Source organism: Nakamurella leprariae (assembly GCF_016918035.1).
Taxonomy (GTDB): Bacteria; Actinomycetota; Actinomycetes; order Mycobacteriales; family Nakamurellaceae; genus Nakamurella; species Nakamurella leprariae.
Genome location: NZ_JAERWK010000026.1, coordinates 96,188 through 112,781, shown reverse-complemented (window position 1 = coordinate 112,781; position 16,594 = coordinate 96,188). Strand labels below are relative to the sequence as shown.

Below are 16,594 nucleotides of genomic sequence, written 5' to 3'. Positions count from 1 at the left end.
CAGCGGTCATCGCGTCGATCTCCTGGTGGGCTGTGAGAGGTCTCCACAAGATCACGCGATGGCCGCCCTTTCGTGGACGCCCCGCTGGTCACCAGGGTCGTCGCACACCACCCTGGTGGACGCCACTCTGGGCATGCTGCAACACCTGGCCGAGGTCGCGGACATCGTCGGGCAGGCCGAGCCGCCCACCTTCGCCAACACCGTGGTGGCGCTCGAGCGGTCCGGCCGGCTGCTGGGCCGGGTCAGCTCCGTGTTCTCCAATCTGACCTCGAGCCTGTCGACACCCGAGCTGCGCGAACTGGAGGCGACCTACAGCGCCCGCCTGACCGCGCACTGGGACACCGTCCGGCTGGACCCGGCGCTGTTCGCCCGGATCGACGCGGTGCATGAGCAGCTGGACGCCGATCCCGACCGGACCGACGAGGACCGGGCGCTCATCGAGCGGGTCCATCTCGACTTCGTGCTGGCCGGGGCCCGGCTGGACGGGGCCGACCGGGACCGGTTGCGGTCGCTGAACCAGGCGCTGTCGGTGTTGTCGACGACGTTCCAACAGAACCTGCTGCGGGCGATGGAGGCCGGCGCGGTGCTGGTCACCGACGAGGCCGAGCTGGACGGCGCTTCGCCGCAGACCGTGGCGGCCGCGGCCGCTGCGGCGCGGGAGCGCGGGCACGCGCAGGGCTGGCTGGTGTCGCTGGTGCTACCCACCGGGCAACCCCTGCTGTCCGTGCTGCGGGACCGATCACTGCGGGAGCGGCTGTTCCGCGCGTCGGTCGACCGGGCCGGGCCGTTCGCCACGGTCGGTCCGGCGCCCGACGGGACGCCGATCGAGGTGGCCGACAACGGTCCGGTGCTGCTGGAGATCGTGGCGCTGCGTGCCGAGCGGGCCCGGCTGCTCGGGTTCGTCCACCATGCCGACGCCGTGCTGGCCGACCGCACCGCGGGCAGCACCGAGGCAGTGGACGACCTGCTCGGCCGACTGGTCGGGCCCGCCGTCCGCAACGCCGAGGCCGAGGCGGAGTTGTTGCGGGAGGCGGCGGCCCGGGACGGTGTCGAGCTGGCCCCGTGGGACTGGGCGTTCTACGCCGACCAGGTCAGCAGCGACCGCTTCCAGGTCGACACCGCAGCGCTGCGACCGTATTTCGAGCTCGAGCGGGTGGTCCGGGACGGCGTCTTCGGCGCCGCGGCCGAGGTGTACGGCATCACCATGACGCTCCGCCCGGACCTGCGCGGCTACCACCCGGACGTGCGGGTGTGGGAGGTGCGGGACACCGACGGCACGTCGATCGGCCTGTTCCTGGGTGACTGGTTCGCCCGGGACGGCAAACGGGGCGGCGCCTGGATGAACACCTTCGTCGACCAGTCCACCCTGCTGGACGAGCTGCCGATCGTGGTGAACGTGCTGAACCTGCCCCGCCCGGCCGACGGCGGACGCGCCCTGCTCAGCCCGGACGAGGTCCGCACCCTGTTCCACGAGTTCGGCCACGCCCTGCACGGCCTGTTCTCCCGGGTGACCTACCCGCGGCTGTCCGGCACCTCGGTGCCGCGGGACGTCGTCGAGTTCCCCAGTCAGGTCAACGAGATGTGGATCCGCTGGCCGGAGATCCTGCGGCGGTACGCGCGGCACGTGGACACCGGTGAGCGGCTGGACCAGGACGTGGTGGACCGGCTGGAGGCGGCGAGCACCTGGGGGCAGGGCGCCGCCACTACCGAGTACCTGGCCGCGACCCTGCTGGACCAGGCCTGGCACCGGGTGGAACCCGGTGCCGTGATCACGGACGTCGACGCCTTCGAGGCGCAGGCCCTGGAGCGGGCCGGCATCGTCGTGCCCCTGGTGCCGCCGCGGTACCGCAGCCGCTACTTCCAGCACGTGTTCTCGGGCGGCTACTCGGCCGGGTACTACTCCTACATCTGGGCTGAGGTGCTCGACGCAGACACCGTCCAATGGTTCCGGGCCAACGGCGGGTTGCGGCGGGCCAACGGCGACCGGTTCCGGGCCGAGTTGCTGTCGGTCGGCGGAACGGTGCCGATGGGTGAGGCGTTCGCCCGGGTGACCGGGCGGGATCCGGACATCGGACCGCTGCTGCGCCGGCGCGGGCTGCTGCCGACCGGCTGACCCGGGTCCGTCCGCGCCGGTTCAGTCCAGGACGGCGAGCACCTGCGGCAGCGTGGGTGTCGCCTCCTGGGCGCCGGACTTCGTGGTGGTGAGCGCACCCACCGCGCACCCGAACGCCAGCAGGTCTTCGTCGGTGCGTCCGTCCAGCATCCCGACGACCAGGCCGGCGACCGAGGCGTCCCCGGCGCCGACGGTGTCGACCACCTCGACCCTGGGCGGCCGGGCCGAGGCGGTGACCGCGCCGCTGCGCACCGTCTCGGCCCCGGCGGCGCCGAGGGTGCGCACCACCAGTCCGGGCGCGGCGTCCAGCTGGTCGCGCAGGTCGGCGTACTCGCCCTCGTTCACCACGATCAGGTCGGCGCGCCGGACGACCTCGGCCGGCAAGACGGCGGCCGGCGCCGCATTCACGCAGAAGACGCCGTCGACCCGGGCGGCCACCGCGGCCACGGTGGCCATCGGCACCTCGAGCTGGCAGATCACCGCGTCGTACCCGGTGATCGTCTCCGGCAGCAGCTCGGGCGTGAGCCGGTCGTTCGCACCGGGCACCACCACGATGGTGTTCTCGCCGGCCGCGTCCACGGTGATCACGGCGACGCCGCTGCGGATGTCGTCGGGCAGCCCGTCCGGCGCGTCGATCAACGGCAGGAAGACACCCTCGCGCCGCAGCAACGCGGTGGCGTCCAGACCGTCCGAGTCCGCGCCGACCAGCCCGAACATGGTCACCTCGGCCCCCAGCCGGCGCGCGGCCAGCGCCTGGTTGGCGCCCTTGCCGCCGGGACGGCGCAGCAGGGTGGAGCCCATGAGCGTCTGGCCGGGCGCCGGGATGGTCGGCGCAGTGACGACCAGGTCGAGGTTGATGCTGCCGACGACCAGGATGCGGTGGGGGGCTCGGTGACGGTGAGCGGACACGGTCGAGGACCCTTTCGACGGCTGGAGCGACGGCGACGGCTCCGATCGCGGGGCCCCGATCAGTATGGGCGACTCATGTGGTTCCGACCGCCGGACGGAGATCGGCCCGGGCCGCGGGCGGGCCGGGCCGGTCGCATAGGGTGCGCCTCGACCCAGCACCGGAGGTGACGTCGATGGCCCGACTCCGCGCGTCCGTCCCGCGGGACCGTGCCCGCCCGGCTCGCCGGGTGGCGCGCCCGGTGCTGGCCGGCCTGCTCGCCGTCCTCGTCACCGGTGGGCTCGCGGCCTGCGGGACGCAGACCCCGGGTCAGGCCCGACCGGCCAGCACCGCTCCGGTCGGCAGCTCGACGACGTCCAGCTCCGAGGGCGGCTCCACCTCCCGCACCCCGGATCCGTCCGGTCAGGGCGGCCGGCTGACGGTCACCACCCCCGCGCCGCCGACGGTCCGGACGACCACCACGGGTCCGACGAGCACCGGCGAGACCCCGCCCACCACGGAGTCGACCACCGTCGACCCGGGGCAGCCGGACGAGCGCCAGAGCATCGCCGGCGTCCCGCGGCAGGACATCGCCTGCGGTTCCGGCTACGTCGTGCAGCTGGCGTCGGCGACCGACCTCGGCGAGTTCGGCCGCCGGATCGACGATCTGCGGGAGCAGTACCAGGTGCCGGACGGCGCCCGGTGGGGCGAGACGTCCGCGTCGTGCGACATCTTCAGCAGCGACGGCAACGCCTACGTACTGTGGTCCGGGCCGTACCCGGAGCCGTACGCCGGGTGCCCGGACCGGGTGGCCGGGCCGGCCGACGCGTTCATCAAGCTGGCCGCACCGGAGCAGGCCACGGCTCCGTTGATCACCTGCCTGTGCCCGGCGGACACGTCCGACCCGGCGCTGCTGCCGCTGCTCGACGCGGTCGGCCTGCAGCACGTCTGGATCGGCGAGCTGCAGCGCATCCTGGTCAGCCGGCTCGGCTACGACATCGACCTGGGCCCGGACCCGACCCTCGGCCTGACCTCGTCCTGGGGCTGGTACACCTCGGCCACCGCCGCGGCGGTGCAGGAGTACCAGACCGACTCCGGCCTGCCCGTGACCGGTGTCGTCGACCGCAGCGTGTGGTCGGCGCTGCAGCTGGACGTCTGCTGAGCCGGACTGGAGATCACCGACCGTCCGGGACGTTCCGCTCCAGGTCGGCCAGCCAGACCGCGGCGTTGCCGTCCGACGGCGCCCGCCAGTCGCCGCGCGGGCTGAGCGACCCACCGGCCGAGACCTTGGGCCCGTTCGGCTGCGCCGAACGCTTGAACTGGCTGAAGCCGAAGAACCGCCGCACGAAGACGGTGAGCCAGCCCCGGATGGCCGGCAGGTCGTAGGCGCGGCGCCGTTCCGGGGGGAAACCGACCGGCCAGCCACCGGTCTCGACGTCGCCCCAGGCGTGCACGGCCAGGAACGCGATCTTCGACGGCCGGAAGCCGAACCGCAGCGTCCAGAACAGGTTGAAGTCCTGCAGTTCGTACGGCCCGATCGCCTTCTGCGTGCTCTGCGGCGGCTCGCCCTCCTTGACCGGCACCAGTTCCGGGGAGATCTCCGTGCCCAGGATGTCGAGCAGGATGGCGCCGACCTCGTCGGTGAAGTCACCGGTGGTGGTGACCCAGCGGATCAGGTGCTGGATCAGCGTCTTCGGGACACCGGCGTTGACGTTGTAGTGCGACATCTGGTCGCCGACGCCGTAGGTGCTCCAGCCCAGCGCGATCTCCGAGAGGTCGCCGGTGCCGAGCACGATGCCGCGGTGGTGGTTGGCCAGTCGGAACAGATAGTCGGTGCGCAGGCCGGCCTGCACGTTCTCGAAGGTGACGTCGTAGACCTCCTCGCCGCGCCCGAACGGATGGTCCATGTCGGCGAGCATCTGCCGGGCGGCCGGCCGGATGTCGATCTCGCCGACGGTGATGCCCAGGGCGGCCATCAGCTTGTGCGCGTTGCCCTTGGTCGCGTCGCTGGTGGCGAAGCCGGGCATGGTGAACCCGCGGATGTTGGTGCGGGGCAGACCGAGCAGGTCCATGGCGCGGGCCGCGACGATGAGCGCGTGGGTGGAGTCCAGGCCACCGGAGACACCGATGACGATGCACTCGGTGTTCGTCGCCCGCAGCCGCTGCACCAGCCCGTCGACCTGGATGTTGTAGGCCTCGTAGGAGTCCTGTTCCAGCCGCTCGCGGTCGGCGGGCACGAACGGGAACCGCTCGATCGGCCGGCGCAGCCCGAGATCCCCGGCCGGCGGCCGGACCTCGAAGTGCACGGTGCGGTGTTCCGTGGTGGCGGACTGCGCGCGGCGGTTGTCCTCGAAGGTGCCCTGCCGGGCCCGCTCCTGGCGCAGCAGGTCCAGGTCCACGTCGGCCACGGTGACCTGCGGGGTCGGCGCGAACCGGGCGCCCTCGGCCAGCAGCACGCCGTTCTCGAAGATGCTGGTCTGCCCGTCCCAGCTCAGGTCGGTGGTGGACTCGCCCTGGCCGGCCGCCGCGTACAGGTAGGCGCCCAGACAGCGCATGGACTGGCTGCGGCACAACAGGCTGCGGGTGTTGGCCCGGCCGATGGTGATCGGGCTGCCCGAGAGGTTGAGCAGCACGGTGGCGCCGGCCAGGGCCAGGGGCCCCGACGGCGGCACCGGGACGAACATGTCCTCACAGATCTCCACGCCGACGGTGAGCCCCGGCACGTCGGCCGCGGTGAACAGCAGATCGGTGCCGAACGGGGCGCTGCGCCCGGCGACCTCGATGGTCAGGCCGGTGATCCCGTCCCCGGAGGCGAACTGGCGACGCTCGTAGAACTCCCGGTAGGTGGGGAGGTGGATCTTGGGCACCACGCCGAGCACCTCGCCGCGGTGGATGACCACGGCGGTGTTGAACAGCCGGGCCCGGTGCCGCAGCGGTGCGCCGACGACGATGAGCGGCATCAGGTCCCGGGACACCTCGACGAGGTCGCCGATGGCCCGGTGCACCTCGTCGAGCAGGGCGTCCTGGCCGAGCAGGTCGTCGATGGCGTAGCCGGTCATCGCCAGTTCGGGGAAGAGCGCGACCGCGACACCCTGCTCGGAGCACTCCCGGGCGACCTCGGCCACCGAGACGCCGTTCCGGGCCGGGTCGGCCACGAACACCGCGGAGGTGCAGGCGGCCACCCGGGCGAAGCCGTGCGTGTACAGCGAGGCGAACGTCGAGGCGTCCACGGGAGCAACCGTCATGGGTGTGTTTCTCTCATGCCGCGCCGGCGCCCGGGCGGCGGGGTGCGCCCGGGGCCGGCTCGCCGGATGGATCGGTCGGACCGGCTCAGCCGGTCGGCTCGATGTTCACCGGATCGGCGTCGTCGCCCTCGGCCTGCGCCGGGTCCGACCCACTGGCGGCGTCCTCGGCGGTGCGCACGGGGACGTCGTCGCCCCCGGCCGCCGCGGCTTCGCTGTCGGCCTGGCTGTCGGCCTGGCTGTCGGCGTCGGGCGCCTCCCAGAGCTCACCCAGCTCCTGATCGCTGACCGGCTTGCCGACGTAGTCGTCGGTGGCGCCGACGGCCTCACGGGCCTCCTCCGACGGTCCACCGCTCGCGTCCTGGGTCACGGGTCCACTCCCTCCATCTCGATCACGCGGACAGTTCCCCGGCGCGGCGCGGTTCACGCCGGGTCCGGGTCCGGGCGGCTGGTCAGAGCGCGGCGGCCGGCACCGACTGCAGGTGCTCGAGCACCAGCTCGGCCACCCGCGTCGACGCCTCCCGGTGCGGGAAATGCCCGACGCCGTCCAGCACCTCGCGGCGGTGGACGTGGAAGTGGCCGGCCAGCCCCTCGGACAGCTCGGCCGGGTCGACGCCGTCGGCACCGCCCTGGATCTGCAGCGTGGGCACCACCACCCGGTCGGTCGCGGCGACCACCGCCCGGTGGTCGTCGTACCGCTCGTCCAGCGGCTCGTCGGGCAGGTAGCGGCTGCGGTAGGCGCTCAGCGTGACCGCCACCCAGTCAGGGTTGGCGAACGCCGGCGCGGTGGCGGCGAACTCGTCCTCGGTGAACCAGCCGGACGGGCTCCAGGTGTTCCACTGCTCACGGGCGAAGCCGACCGGGTCCGCGTTCACCGCGGCGATGCCCGGCTCGGAGCAGAGCAGGAACTGGTACCAGAACCGCCGGGTCTGCGCGAAGTCGCGCGGCACGGTGAACACGCCGTTGGGCTGGTAGCCCAACCCGAGCGCGGCGATGGCGTCGACGCGGTCGGGCGCCAGCACCGCCACGGTGTACGCCGCCCGGGCGCCCCAGTCGTGCCCGACCACGGAGAACCGGTCGATGCCCAGCCCGGCGGTGAACTGCAGCAGGTCGACGGCCAGCGCGACGCCGCTGCCGTCCCGCGGCGTCCACGGCGACCGGAACCGGGTACCGCCGGCGCCGCGGTTGTCCGGCACGAGCACCCGGCGACCGGTGGCGGCCAGCCGGTGGGCGACCGGCGCCCAGCCGCGGGCGGCGTCCGGCCAGCCGTGGGCCAGGACGACCACCGGTCCGTCTTCCGGACCCAGGTCGGTGTAGGCGATGTCGAGGACGTCGGTCGCCACGACGTCCTGGATCGCCTCGACCGCCGGCTCCGGCAGGACCGACGCGGACGTCACCTCGGGGGCGCCGGCGGGAACACGCGCCTGGCGCGTGCTGCTCCGTGGGCGGGCGGGCTTGCTGGTGCGCTCAGCCATGCCACGACCCTACGGGCGCGGCGACACCGCGGCGGCACGGACGGGGTCGCGGAGGGGGCCGGAACTCAGCCGAGCACCTCGTGGGTGTAGCACCAGCGCCAGGCCTCGCCCGGTTCGAAACTGCGCATGACCGGGTGGGCACTGTCGTGGAAGTGCCGGGTGGCGTGCCGTCCCACGGAGGAGTCGCAGCACCCGACGTTGCCGCAGGCCATGCACAGCCGCAGGTGCACCGGCCGGGTGCCCTCCCGGATGCAGTCCTCGCAGTGACCGGACAGCGGCATGATCGTCGACTTCGCGGCACGCAGGTCGTCGCACTCGTCGGCGGCCGGCCGCGGGGTGGTCAGCGTGTCCTCGCCGACCCGGGCGGCGCGGCCGCCGCGCTTGTCGATCAGTGACTCCTCGACGTCGAGGGTGGCCATCACCCGGTCCAGCACCTCGGCGTCCACCGTGCCGGCGTCGCGGATCTCCAGCACAGCGTCCCGCTCGGCAGCCAGCATCGCGGTGCGCAGCCGCCGGTACTGCGCGCTCGGCGGCTCGTCCCCGTCGGAGTCACCGAGCCGCTCCCACACCGAGTTGATCCGGGACTGGGCCCGCCGGCGGAGCTGCTCGACGATCTCCGGATCGTCGTCGGCGGCGACGATGCGGTCCAGCTCGATCCGCCCGGCCTCCATCGCCGCGCGCAGCACGGTGACCTCCTGCAGGGTGTCCTCCCGGGCGTCCGGGCCGCGCACGCGCAACCGGCGGGCCAGCCAGGGCAGCGAGAGGCCCTGCAGCAGCAGGGTGCCGGCGGTCACCACGAACGCGCCCAGCACCAGCACCTCGACGTGTGGCAGGTCGGCGGGCAGCACGAACGCGGCGGCCAGGGTGACCACCCCTCGCATCCCGGCCCAGGACACGATGGCCGTGGACGTCCAGGGCACCGGTTGGCCGGCCGCGTCCTTGGGGTGGATGAGCAGGTAGCGCACCGGGAACACCCAGACGGGCCGCGAGATGATCACCGCCAGCAGCACCCCGACGCAGAACCAGACGATGTCCGAGGTGGACAGGGTCGACTCGGCGACGGCCTCGCTGACGAACCGCAGCTGCAGGCCGATGAGCAGGAAGACGCTGTTCTCCAGCAGGAACTGGATGGTGCCCCAGTTGGTCCGCTCGCTGATCCGGGAGCGGGCGCTCTGGATGACGGGCGCCTTGTGGCCGAGCACCAGCCCGGTGATGACCACCGCGATCACCCCGGAGGCGTGCACCTCCTCGGCGGGCAGGTAGGCCACGAACGGCGCCATCAGCGAGATGGCGGTGTCGATCGTGGTGTTGGCGATCCGCGAGCGGATCCAGGCCAGCCCGTACGCCACCACGAGGCCGATCGCGGCACCGCCGACCGCGGCCAGCAGGAAATCGCCGCCGACCTGCCAGACGCTGACCGAGCCGGCGATGGCGGCGATCGCGGTGCGCAACGCGACCAGCGCGGTGGCGTCGTTCAGCAGCGACTCGCCCTCCAGCACGGTGACGATCCGTCGCGGCAGCCCGACCCGGCGGGCGATGCTGGTCGCCGCGACCGCGTCCGGCGGGGCCACCACCGCACCGAAGGCGATGGCTGCGGCGAGCGGCACCGGCAACAGCCACCAGGTGATCAACCCGACCACCAGGGTGGTGAACAGCACCAACCCGACGGCGAGCAGGCCGATCACCCGGCGGTTGGCCCGCAGGTCGACCAGCGACGTCCGGATGGCGGCCGCGTACAGCAGCGGCGGCAGCAGGCCGATGAGCACCAGCTCGGGGGTGAGCCGGACGTCCTCGGCGATGGGCAGGAACGACCCGGCCACCCCCACCACCACCAGCAGCAGCGGGGCGGGGATCCGGATCCGCTCCGCCAGCGCGCTGACCGCGGTGACCATCGCGGTCAGGATCAACAGCATGAGAGCCACGTGCACGGCTCATCGTGGCACCGCCGGTCCGCGGCGCACTGGATCATCCCGATGAGTTCGCCGACAGCGCACCGACCCGACACCGGCTCGGACCCGGCTCAGCCGCCGAACCAACCGCGGACGGTCTCCACCGCGTCCGCGCTCACGGCGGCCACCCGCCCGGCCGCCGCCACCAACGCGTCGACCACGGCCTGACCCTGTTCGGCGGCCAGGTCGGCCAGGTCGTCGGCCGCCTCGGTGGCGTCCCGCAACAGGTGCTCAGCCCGGGTCAGCACGTCGCGGGCGTCGGGACGGCCGGGGCCCTCCCCCACTTCCATGGCGGCGTAGCCCGCGGCCAGGTGGTCCGTCAGGTCGTCCAGCGCGGTCGCGGCCAGCCCGGCCAGGACGACCACGGCGGCCCCGGCGCGCAGGCCGGCGTCGCGGATGCCGGACAGCACCTCGGCGGCCGCGTCGAGATGGGTCTCGACGGTGGTGAGCAGGTTGCCGACGGTGGCCGGCGGCTCGGGCACCGTGTCGGGCGGGGGCAATGGCGTGGTCAGCAGCCGGTGCACGTCGAGCACGCCGGGCCCGAAGTCGACGGCGTCCCAGGATGCATCGGGGTGTGGAGTTGCGCTGCGCTGCAACGCTTCCCGGAACACCCAGGCCAGCGGGACACCGGGGTACCGTTGGGTCAGACGGCGGCGCCCACCCCAGTGCGCCAGCCACACCGCGGCAGCGCCGGCCACGATCGCGGCGGAATAGCTGGTGCCGCTGGCGGCCCGCACCACCGGGACGCAGGTGCCGTCGGCGTCGACCCGGGCCGGATCGAAGCCCGCGACCCAGACGGCGTCGCCCGGGGCGGTGATGTCGACGTTGGGACCGCGGTGACTCTCGGCCCACGGGCTTCCGTCGGTGGAGCAGCCCGCGACGGCGACGACGTCCTGGAACCGGGCCGGTTCGACCACCGAGTCCTCCGGGCTCAGCCAGCTCAGGATGTTGTCGAGGTAGGTCTGCCCGGCCGCAGCCACCACGATGACGTGGTCACGGTGGACGGCGTCGTCGATCGCCCGGCTGACCCGGTCGGACACCATCCCGCCGACGCTCAGTGAAAGCACGTCGGCCCCGAGGGCAACCGCTCGATCGCCTCGACGAGGTCGCCGTCGCCGACCCGGACGACGCCGACTCCGGCCAGCCCCGAGCCGGACAGGTCGAGCACGGTGTCCGGGATGAACTTGATCGGCAGGATCGTGGCCTTCGGCGCGATGCCGACGATGCGGCCCGCGGGGACGGCGGGTCGACGCGACGCGTGCAGGTCCAGCGCGGTTCCCGGGGCGGCCAGCTCGGGGCCCGTACCGTCGCCGCCCACCATCAGGCTCCCGGTGGCGGTGCCGTGAGCCACGTCGGGGATGAGGCGCATCGCCCGCGCCGTGGTGTGCCGGGCGGCGTCACCGCCCGTCGCGTCGGTCCGGGTCGCGCAACTGCGGGCCAGATCGATGCGCCGCACGTCGTACTGCGGGTGCGGCGCCCATCCGGTGTCGGGATGGGCGATGACCACGCCCTCGCCCTGCGCACGGCCGTCGGGATCGCCCGGGACCAGGGCGTGGGCCAAGTCGGCCCGGACCAGCTCCACGTGCCACGCGAACCGCGCGGGCGCCGTCCGGGCCTGCGCGGTCCCGCCGGTGAAGAGCCTGAGTTCCTGCCGCTGCCGCGGCACGTCGTCGTCAGGGTCGTCGCCTGGCCCGGTCGGGTCGGCCGCGGCTGCCTCGATCCGGGCGGTCAGCTCGGTCCGCGCCTGCTGCCATCGCTGCCGGCGGGCGTCGGTCGGTCCGGAGGGCCGCTCGGCCCGGCTGGCCGCCACCAGGTCCTGGGCCTGGCGGCGGCCGGCCGCCAGCGCGGCGGCCGGCAGTGGCGCTCCCGTGGCGGCGGGCAGCGCCCGCAGCCGCGGGATCGACCGTGGGCTGGACGAGGTGGGCCGGCGGAGCACCGCCCGCGCGACCGCGGTCGGGTCGTGCCGGGAGTCGGCGCGCGGCCGGTCGGGACGCGGCGGGTCGGTGCGTGTCGGGTCGGTGCCGGGCGGCCGGTCACCTGCAGTCGGTTCCACACCTGGCGGAGACGCGGGCGCGCGTGCTGATGCGCGGGCGTCGGCCCGGACCGTCGGGACGGGCGCAGGCATCCTGCCGGTCCCAGGCCAGCATCGGCATGGCCCGGTGCACCAACGGGCCGATGAGCAGGGCGAACGCCAGCGTGCCCACGCCCACGTTGCCACCCAGCAGCCACCCGACGACCAGCACGGTGAGCTCGATGCCGCCACGGACCGCCCAGATCGGCCAGCCGGTGCGGCGCTGCACGCCGGTCATCAATCCGTCGCGGGGTCCCGGCCCGAGCGCGGCGCCCAGGTACAGGCCGGTGGCCACGGCCAGCAGCACCAGCCCGACGGCGAACAGTGGGATGCGCAGCAGCAGGGACGACGGCGCGGGGACCAGCGCCAGCCCGAGTTGGGCGCTCGGCCCGACGAGCAGCACGTTCAGCACCGTGCCCACCCCCGGCCGCTGCCGGAGCGGGATCCACAGCAGCAGGACCACCACCCCGATCAGGTTGGTGGTCCAGCCGAACGGGAGGCCGGTGTGGCGGGAGATGCCCTGGGTCAGCACGTCCCACGGGGAGACGCCGATCGCCGCCTGCACCATCAGGCTGATGGCCAGTCCGTACAGGACCAGGCCGGCGACGAGCCGAACACTCCGCGACAGCATGGCTCCATGGAACGACCGGATTGGCTGGCGCACCAACAGCCAATCGTGATGAAGTGGCTGGATGAGCGGCGGTCTGATCGGGGCGGTGCCCCTCGCCCAGCTGCTCGGTGACTGGCCGTCCGGGGGCGGCGCGGGGTCCGCGGGCTCTCGGGCGCTGGCCGACCGGATCCGGCTGCTGGTGTTGGACGGCCGCGTGGGGGTGGACGTCCGGCTCCCGGCCGAGCGGGTGCTGGCCGACCGGCTCGGGGTCAGCCGCACCCTGGTCGCCGCCGCCTACGGCCGGCTGCGGGTGTCCGGTCACGCCGTCAGCGTGCGCGGCTCGGGCACCCGGACCCGGCTGCCCGCCGCGCCCGGGGCGCCGCCCGACCGCGACCAGCCGGCCGGCCTCGACCTCCGGCACGCGACGGTCCCCGCGTCCAGCCTGGTTCCGGAGGCGGCCGTCGTGGCCGCGGAGCAGCTGCCGCGGTACCTGTCGACGTCGGGGTACGACCCGATCGGGCTGCCGGAGCTGCGCGAGGCGGTCGCGGAGCGGTACCGCGCCCGGGGCCTGCCCACCGACCCGGACCAGGTGCTCATCACCATCGGCGCCCAGCACGCCATCGCGCTGCTCACCCGGGTACTGCTGACCCGGGGCGACCGGGTGCTGATCGAACAACCCACCTACCCGCACGCCCAGGACGCCGTCCGGATCGGCGGCGGCCGGCTGATGGGCGCCCCGGTGGACAGCCGGGACGGCTGGGACCTGGACGCGCTCGAGCAGGCCGTCCGGCGGTCCGACCCGACCCTGGCCTACCTGATGCCGGACTTCCACAACCCGACCGGCGCCACGCTGCCGGCCGACGGGCGGGAGCGGGTGCTCGCGGTCGGCCACCGCTCGGGGACGACCGTGGTCGTCGACGAGACGACGGCCGAGCTGGACATCGACCGCGGCCCGATGCCGCCGATGGCCGGGCCGGACACCGTGCTCATCGGGTCGATGGGCAAGACGATCTGGGGCGGGCTGCGGATCGGCTGGATCCGGGCCCGGCCCGACCTGGTCCGGCGGCTCGCGCACGGCCGGGGACCCGGCGACCTCGGCACCCCGATCCTCGAGCAGCTGATGGCGCTGGCCCTGGTCCCCCGGACCGACGAGGTGCTACAGGTCCGGCGCGACCAGCTCGCGGCGACCCGGGACGCGCTGCTGCCGGCGCTGCGCGCCCGGTTCCCGGCCTGGTCGGTGCCGGACGTGCACGGCGGGATCTTCCTGTGGATCAATCTCGGCGCCCCGGTCAGCTCGGCGCTCGCCGTCACCGCGCGCAGCCACGGGCTGGTCCTGACCCCGGGCAGCCGGTACGGCATCGACGGCGCGTTCGAGCGGTTCCTGCGGCTCCCGCTCACCCTGCCCGCCGACCGGATGCCGGGGCTCGTCGACGCCCTGGGCCACGCGTGGGACGCGGTCGACCGGCTGGTGCCGATCGATCCCGGGGCCGATCTGGTCTGAGCCGGTCAGGTCTCAGGCAGAGCCTTGAATTCCTTCTTCACCCGCCGGTACCAGCCCAGCCCGCCGACCGGGTTCTTCCAGCGGCCCTTCATCTCGGCCAGCGCGGTCTCGTGCGCGGTGTCCCCGGCCGCGACGAACTCCTTCAGGTGCGCGTCCTGGGCGTGGATGATCTCGTCGCCGGTGTTGCCGTGGTGCTGCAGGTCGCAGGGGCCGCCGAGCTGCCGGCAGGTCATGGTCTTCATGGGAGGGTCCTTCCGGATGCGGCCGAACGGTTCGGCCTGACCGGCTCGACGCTAGGAGCCCGACCCCGGCCGCCGCTTCTTGGTTCCTGATCGATCTGAGCGGACCTCATCGGGTACCTGGTCGAGCACTGGCCCGAGACGTTGCCCGGCCCGGCCCGCACGGCTCCGGGGGTCGACAGGCCCGGCCGATCGTTCGACACCGTGCTCGAAGGGCGGGCCTCGTACCAGATCGTGTTGCACACAGGGGTTCCCGATGCCGATCCGTACCTGCGCCACCTGGTCGTCTCCACGACGCTGACCGAGACCAATTCCGCCGCTGCGGAACTCGTGCGGGGGAACCCGCTCCAGCGGGTCCGCGCGCTCAAGGCCGAGGACGGACTCGATCCCTGGCTCGTCGGGGCGGCACCCTCGCGCACGCCCTGCTGCCCGAGCTCGACCGCCTGGTGCTGAAGGTCGACCCGTCGATCATCGGCGACGGGATCCGACTGTTCTCCGGCCCGTTCGCCCCGACGCGGTTCACCCCGGTCGACGAGGTGACGTTGCCCGGGGGCGTCCGGGTGGTCACCTACGACCGGTCAACCTGACCGACCTCAGAACGGCACCCGCTGCGCCAGCAGTCCCTTCTCCGACCCGCGCCCCGACAGCACCCGGCAGAACTCGACCGCGTCGAGCTCGAGCTCGTCGCCACCGTCCGCGGTCGACCAGGACCCGCCGGCCGGGCCCGTGAGGCGCAGCCGGTACGGCCGACCGTGCCGGCGCGCCCACTCGTCCACCACCCCGGCGACGATCGCTCCGTCGTGCTCCGCGGTCAGCTCCGGCGGCCGCCCGGTCGTGGCGGCCAGATCCATCCGGTGCATCCACGGGTCGCGGGTCAGGATGGTGTCGACCAGGTAGCCGATCCGCCACCACTCGTGATCGTCGCCTACCTCCTGCCGCTCCGGCAGCGGCGCCCGGCCCAGGGTCCGGGACAGCGTGCGACGGCCGCGCAGCGCCCGGGGCGCCGCCCGGATCATGGCGGCGATGAGTTCGTCGGGGCGCTGACCGGCGTGCCGGCGGACCTGGACGGCGGTGAGCGCGTCGATGCCGCCGCCGGCGCGTGCGGCGGCGATGTTCTGACCGGCCAGCTGCACGATGGACGTCGTCATCTCGGTCATGCCCACGGTGTGGGCGACCATCTGCTGGACGGTCCAGCCCGGGCAGGGCGTGGGCCGGGACCAGTCGGCCGGCTCCAGAGACCGCCACGCGGCGATCGTCCGCCGGTACTCGGTGGAAGCAAGCAGCGCGATCCGGGCCCGGTCGGGCCCGACGGTGGCCGCGGGCGCCGCGACGGTGGTGCCGCGCGCCTGGGTGGAACGGCTCATGGGGGACCTCGTTCCCGGCGGCCGGCGCCCCGGCGACGGCTCGCCCTCCGGTCAGGCCTGACCGGACGAGGATGTCGGCACCGGGCCCGGGCGGCAAGCGTCCTGCACCGCCGACGCGGAGGGCTCAGTCGTCACCCAGGTAGCGGTCCGGCCGCGCCAGGAACCGCCGCCAGTGGTCGACCAGCTGCAGCTGCTCGTAGGGCACCTCGCGCAGGCCCCACTCGCCGACCTCGAGGATCGTCGCGCCGGGGTAGGCGGCGACGATCGGCGAGTGGGTGGCCACCACGACCTGGGTGTCACCGCGGGCGGTCAGCTCGCCGAGCAGCGCGACGAGCGCGAGGCACCCGGAGAACGACAGCGCCGACTCCGGTTCGTCCAGCACGTACAGGCCCGGTCGGGTGAAGCGGTCCCGCAGCATGGTGAGGAACGACTGTCCGTGCGACATCTCGTGGAATCTCGGTTCCGGCGGGGCGAACGGGGACCGCGGGTTCTGCTCCAGGTAGGTGTAGAAGCTGTGCATGGTCTCGGCGCGCAGGAAGTAGCCCCACCGGGAACCGCCGACGCCGTCCGGAGGAGTCGCGCGAGCGAGGCACGAGGGACCGCGGGCTCCGACCATCAACACCGGACCGTGAGCAGCTCGTGCACCGGCGACTCGGTGACCCGCGTGGTGTGCCGGGCCAGGCTGGAGCCACCCTCGGCGGACAGGCCGAACGCGAGCGCGATCGCCTCCACGACGGTCGACTTGCCGGAGCCGTTCTCGCCGACCAGCACGGTGGCGGCGCGCAGGTCCAGCCCGTCGCGGAGCAGCTGCCGCACCGCGGGCACGTCGGCCGCCCAGCCGATCCGCTCGAACAACCGGTCCGGATCCGCCCCCGCCTCCGGACCCGGACCCAGCACCCGCCGCACCGGCAGGCCGGTGATCCGCGCCCGCCGGGCGCTCACGTCGGGCCCGTCACCCCTTCTCACCGTCCCGGTCGGGATCGACGCTCAGCTGCTCGCTGATCTCCTCGTCCGTTCCGGCCGGTTCGTGGTCCTGGTCCACCGGCACCCGGGGTCGGTGCGCCAACTCGTCGTCCGGTCGCTCATCGCGCTGGTCGCTCATGCGTCCGTCTCTACCACGGCAGCTGCTGCGCCGGGCACCGGG

16 protein-coding genes and 1 pseudogene are annotated in these 16,594 nt (G+C 73.8%); 5 read left to right on the top strand and 12 right to left on the bottom strand.

The features are described 5' to 3' along the window. Positions 1-58: 58 nt before the first annotated feature. A complete protein-coding gene (locus JL106_RS19310) occupies positions 59-2,113 on the top strand; it encodes a M3 family metallopeptidase (RefSeq protein ID WP_205262402.1) in 2,055 nt (684 codons plus the stop codon). Positions 2,114-2,134: 21 nt separating this feature from the next. Here JL106_RS19310 and JL106_RS19305 read toward each other — a convergent pair whose 3' ends face one another. Continuing rightward, on the bottom strand, positions 2,135-3,022 hold the full coding sequence (locus tag JL106_RS19305) for a ribokinase (protein ID WP_205262401.1): 888 nt from the start codon (positions 3,020-3,022) through the stop codon (positions 2,135-2,137). Between the two features lie 173 nt (positions 3,023-3,195). On the opposite strand from JL106_RS19305, the gene JL106_RS19300 reads away from it, so the two are divergent. Next, on the top strand, positions 3,196-4,161 hold the full coding sequence (locus JL106_RS19300; protein WP_205262400.1) for a peptidoglycan-binding domain-containing protein: 966 nt from the start codon (positions 3,196-3,198) through the stop codon (positions 4,159-4,161). 13 nt (positions 4,162-4,174) lie between these two features. Here the strand turns inward: JL106_RS19300 and JL106_RS19295 are convergent, their stop codons facing one another. From JL106_RS19295 to yczE, 7 genes are all read right to left on the bottom strand, one after another. Beyond that, the gene (locus JL106_RS19295) at positions 4,175-6,244 is read right to left on the bottom strand and encodes an NAD(+) synthase (RefSeq protein ID WP_205262399.1); all 2,070 of its coding nucleotides are present in this window, start codon (positions 6,242-6,244) and stop codon (positions 4,175-4,177) included. Positions 6,245-6,329: 85 nt separating this feature from the next. Further along, positions 6,330-6,611, bottom strand: a complete 282-nt coding sequence (locus tag JL106_RS19290; protein ID WP_205262398.1) for a hypothetical protein — start codon at positions 6,609-6,611, stop codon at positions 6,330-6,332. An 82-nt stretch (positions 6,612-6,693) separates the two neighbouring features. Next, a complete protein-coding gene (locus JL106_RS19285) occupies positions 6,694-7,716 on the bottom strand; it encodes an alpha/beta fold hydrolase (RefSeq protein ID WP_205262397.1) in 1,023 nt (340 codons plus the stop codon). 65 nt (positions 7,717-7,781) lie between these two features. Continuing rightward, positions 7,782-9,644 carry a Na+/H+ antiporter gene (locus tag JL106_RS19280; RefSeq protein ID WP_407940206.1) on the bottom strand — a complete coding sequence of 621 codons (1,863 nt, stop codon included), beginning with the start codon at positions 9,642-9,644 and terminating at the stop codon, positions 7,782-7,784. A gap of 92 nt (positions 9,645-9,736) precedes the next feature. Continuing rightward, positions 9,737-10,708, bottom strand: a complete 972-nt coding sequence (locus JL106_RS19275; RefSeq protein ID WP_236008004.1) for a S8 family serine peptidase — start codon at positions 10,706-10,708, stop codon at positions 9,737-9,739. Between the two features lie 11 nt (positions 10,709-10,719). Continuing rightward, positions 10,720-11,718, bottom strand: a complete 999-nt coding sequence (locus JL106_RS21320; RefSeq protein ID WP_236008003.1) for a S8/S53 family peptidase — start codon at positions 11,716-11,718, stop codon at positions 10,720-10,722. Next, positions 11,699-12,367, bottom strand: a complete 669-nt coding sequence (gene yczE, locus JL106_RS19270) for a membrane protein YczE (RefSeq protein WP_205262396.1) — start codon at positions 12,365-12,367, stop codon at positions 11,699-11,701. The genes JL106_RS21320 and yczE overlap by 20 nt, the downstream gene beginning before the upstream one ends. A gap of 61 nt (positions 12,368-12,428) precedes the next feature. On the opposite strand from yczE, the gene yczR reads away from it, so the two are divergent. Next, positions 12,429-13,847: a MocR-like transcription factor YczR gene (yczR, locus tag JL106_RS19265; protein WP_205262395.1), complete on the top strand. Its 1,419-nt coding sequence runs from the start codon at positions 12,429-12,431 to the stop codon at positions 13,845-13,847. Between the two features lie 5 nt (positions 13,848-13,852). On the opposite strand, the gene JL106_RS19260 is transcribed toward yczR, so the two are convergent. Continuing rightward, positions 13,853-14,089, bottom strand: a complete 237-nt coding sequence (locus tag JL106_RS19260; RefSeq protein WP_205262394.1) for a hypothetical protein — start codon at positions 14,087-14,089, stop codon at positions 13,853-13,855. Between the two features lie 201 nt (positions 14,090-14,290). Here JL106_RS19260 and JL106_RS19255 point away from each other — a divergent pair, with 201 nt between their 5' ends. Then, positions 14,291-14,539: a hypothetical protein gene (locus JL106_RS19255; RefSeq protein ID WP_205262393.1), complete on the top strand. Its 249-nt coding sequence runs from the start codon at positions 14,291-14,293 to the stop codon at positions 14,537-14,539. Then, positions 14,533-14,673 (top strand): hypothetical protein, encoded by a 141-nt coding sequence (locus JL106_RS19250; protein WP_205262392.1) that lies wholly within the window; start codon positions 14,533-14,535, stop codon positions 14,671-14,673. The genes JL106_RS19255 and JL106_RS19250 overlap by 7 nt, the downstream gene beginning before the upstream one ends. Before the next feature lie 6 nt (positions 14,674-14,679). On the opposite strand, the gene JL106_RS19245 is transcribed toward JL106_RS19250, so the two are convergent. The 3 genes and pseudogenes from JL106_RS19245 to JL106_RS19230 all read right to left on the bottom strand — a co-directional run bounded on the left by JL106_RS19245 (position 14,680) and on the right by JL106_RS19230 (position 16,552). Next, entirely contained in the window at positions 14,680-15,450 is a 771-nt protein-coding gene (locus JL106_RS19245) for a maleylpyruvate isomerase family mycothiol-dependent enzyme (protein ID WP_205262391.1), read from the bottom strand. Between the two features lie 124 nt (positions 15,451-15,574). Next, a pseudogene (locus JL106_RS22640) lies at positions 15,575-16,347 on the bottom strand (AAA family ATPase). A 55-nt stretch (positions 16,348-16,402) separates the two neighbouring features. Continuing rightward, entirely contained in the window at positions 16,403-16,552 is a 150-nt protein-coding gene (locus JL106_RS19230; protein WP_205262388.1) for a hypothetical protein, read from the bottom strand. Positions 16,553-16,594 lie beyond the last annotated feature (42 nt).

What these genes read in the sequence shown, in the direction of transcription:
- JL106_RS19260 (WP_205262394.1), bottom strand. Translation starts at nt 14,089, where the DNA reads ATGAAGACCATGACCTGCCGGCAGCTCGGCGGCCCCTGCGACCTGCAG.
- JL106_RS19275 (WP_236008004.1), bottom strand. Translation starts at nt 10,708, where the DNA reads ATGGTGTCCGACCGGGTCAGCCGGGCGATCGACGACGCCGTCCACCGT.
- JL106_RS19285 (WP_205262397.1), bottom strand. Translation starts at nt 7,716, where the DNA reads ATGGCTGAGCGCACCAGCAAGCCCGCCCGCCCACGGAGCAGCACGCGC.
- JL106_RS19295 (WP_205262399.1), bottom strand. Translation starts at nt 6,244, where the DNA reads ATGACGGTTGCTCCCGTGGACGCCTCGACGTTCGCCTCGCTGTACACG.
- JL106_RS19300 (WP_205262400.1), top strand. Translation starts at nt 3,196, where the DNA reads ATGGCCCGACTCCGCGCGTCCGTCCCGCGGGACCGTGCCCGCCCGGCT.
- JL106_RS19230 (WP_205262388.1), bottom strand. Translation starts at nt 16,552, where the DNA reads ATGAGCGACCAGCGCGATGAGCGACCGGACGACGAGTTGGCGCACCGA.
- JL106_RS19310 (WP_205262402.1), top strand. Translation starts at nt 59, where the DNA reads ATGGCCGCCCTTTCGTGGACGCCCCGCTGGTCACCAGGGTCGTCGCAC.
- yczR (WP_205262395.1), top strand. Translation starts at nt 12,429, where the DNA reads ATGAGCGGCGGTCTGATCGGGGCGGTGCCCCTCGCCCAGCTGCTCGGT.
- JL106_RS19245 (WP_205262391.1), bottom strand. Translation starts at nt 15,450, where the DNA reads ATGAGCCGTTCCACCCAGGCGCGCGGCACCACCGTCGCGGCGCCCGCG.
- yczE (WP_205262396.1), bottom strand. Translation starts at nt 12,367, where the DNA reads ATGCTGTCGCGGAGTGTTCGGCTCGTCGCCGGCCTGGTCCTGTACGGA.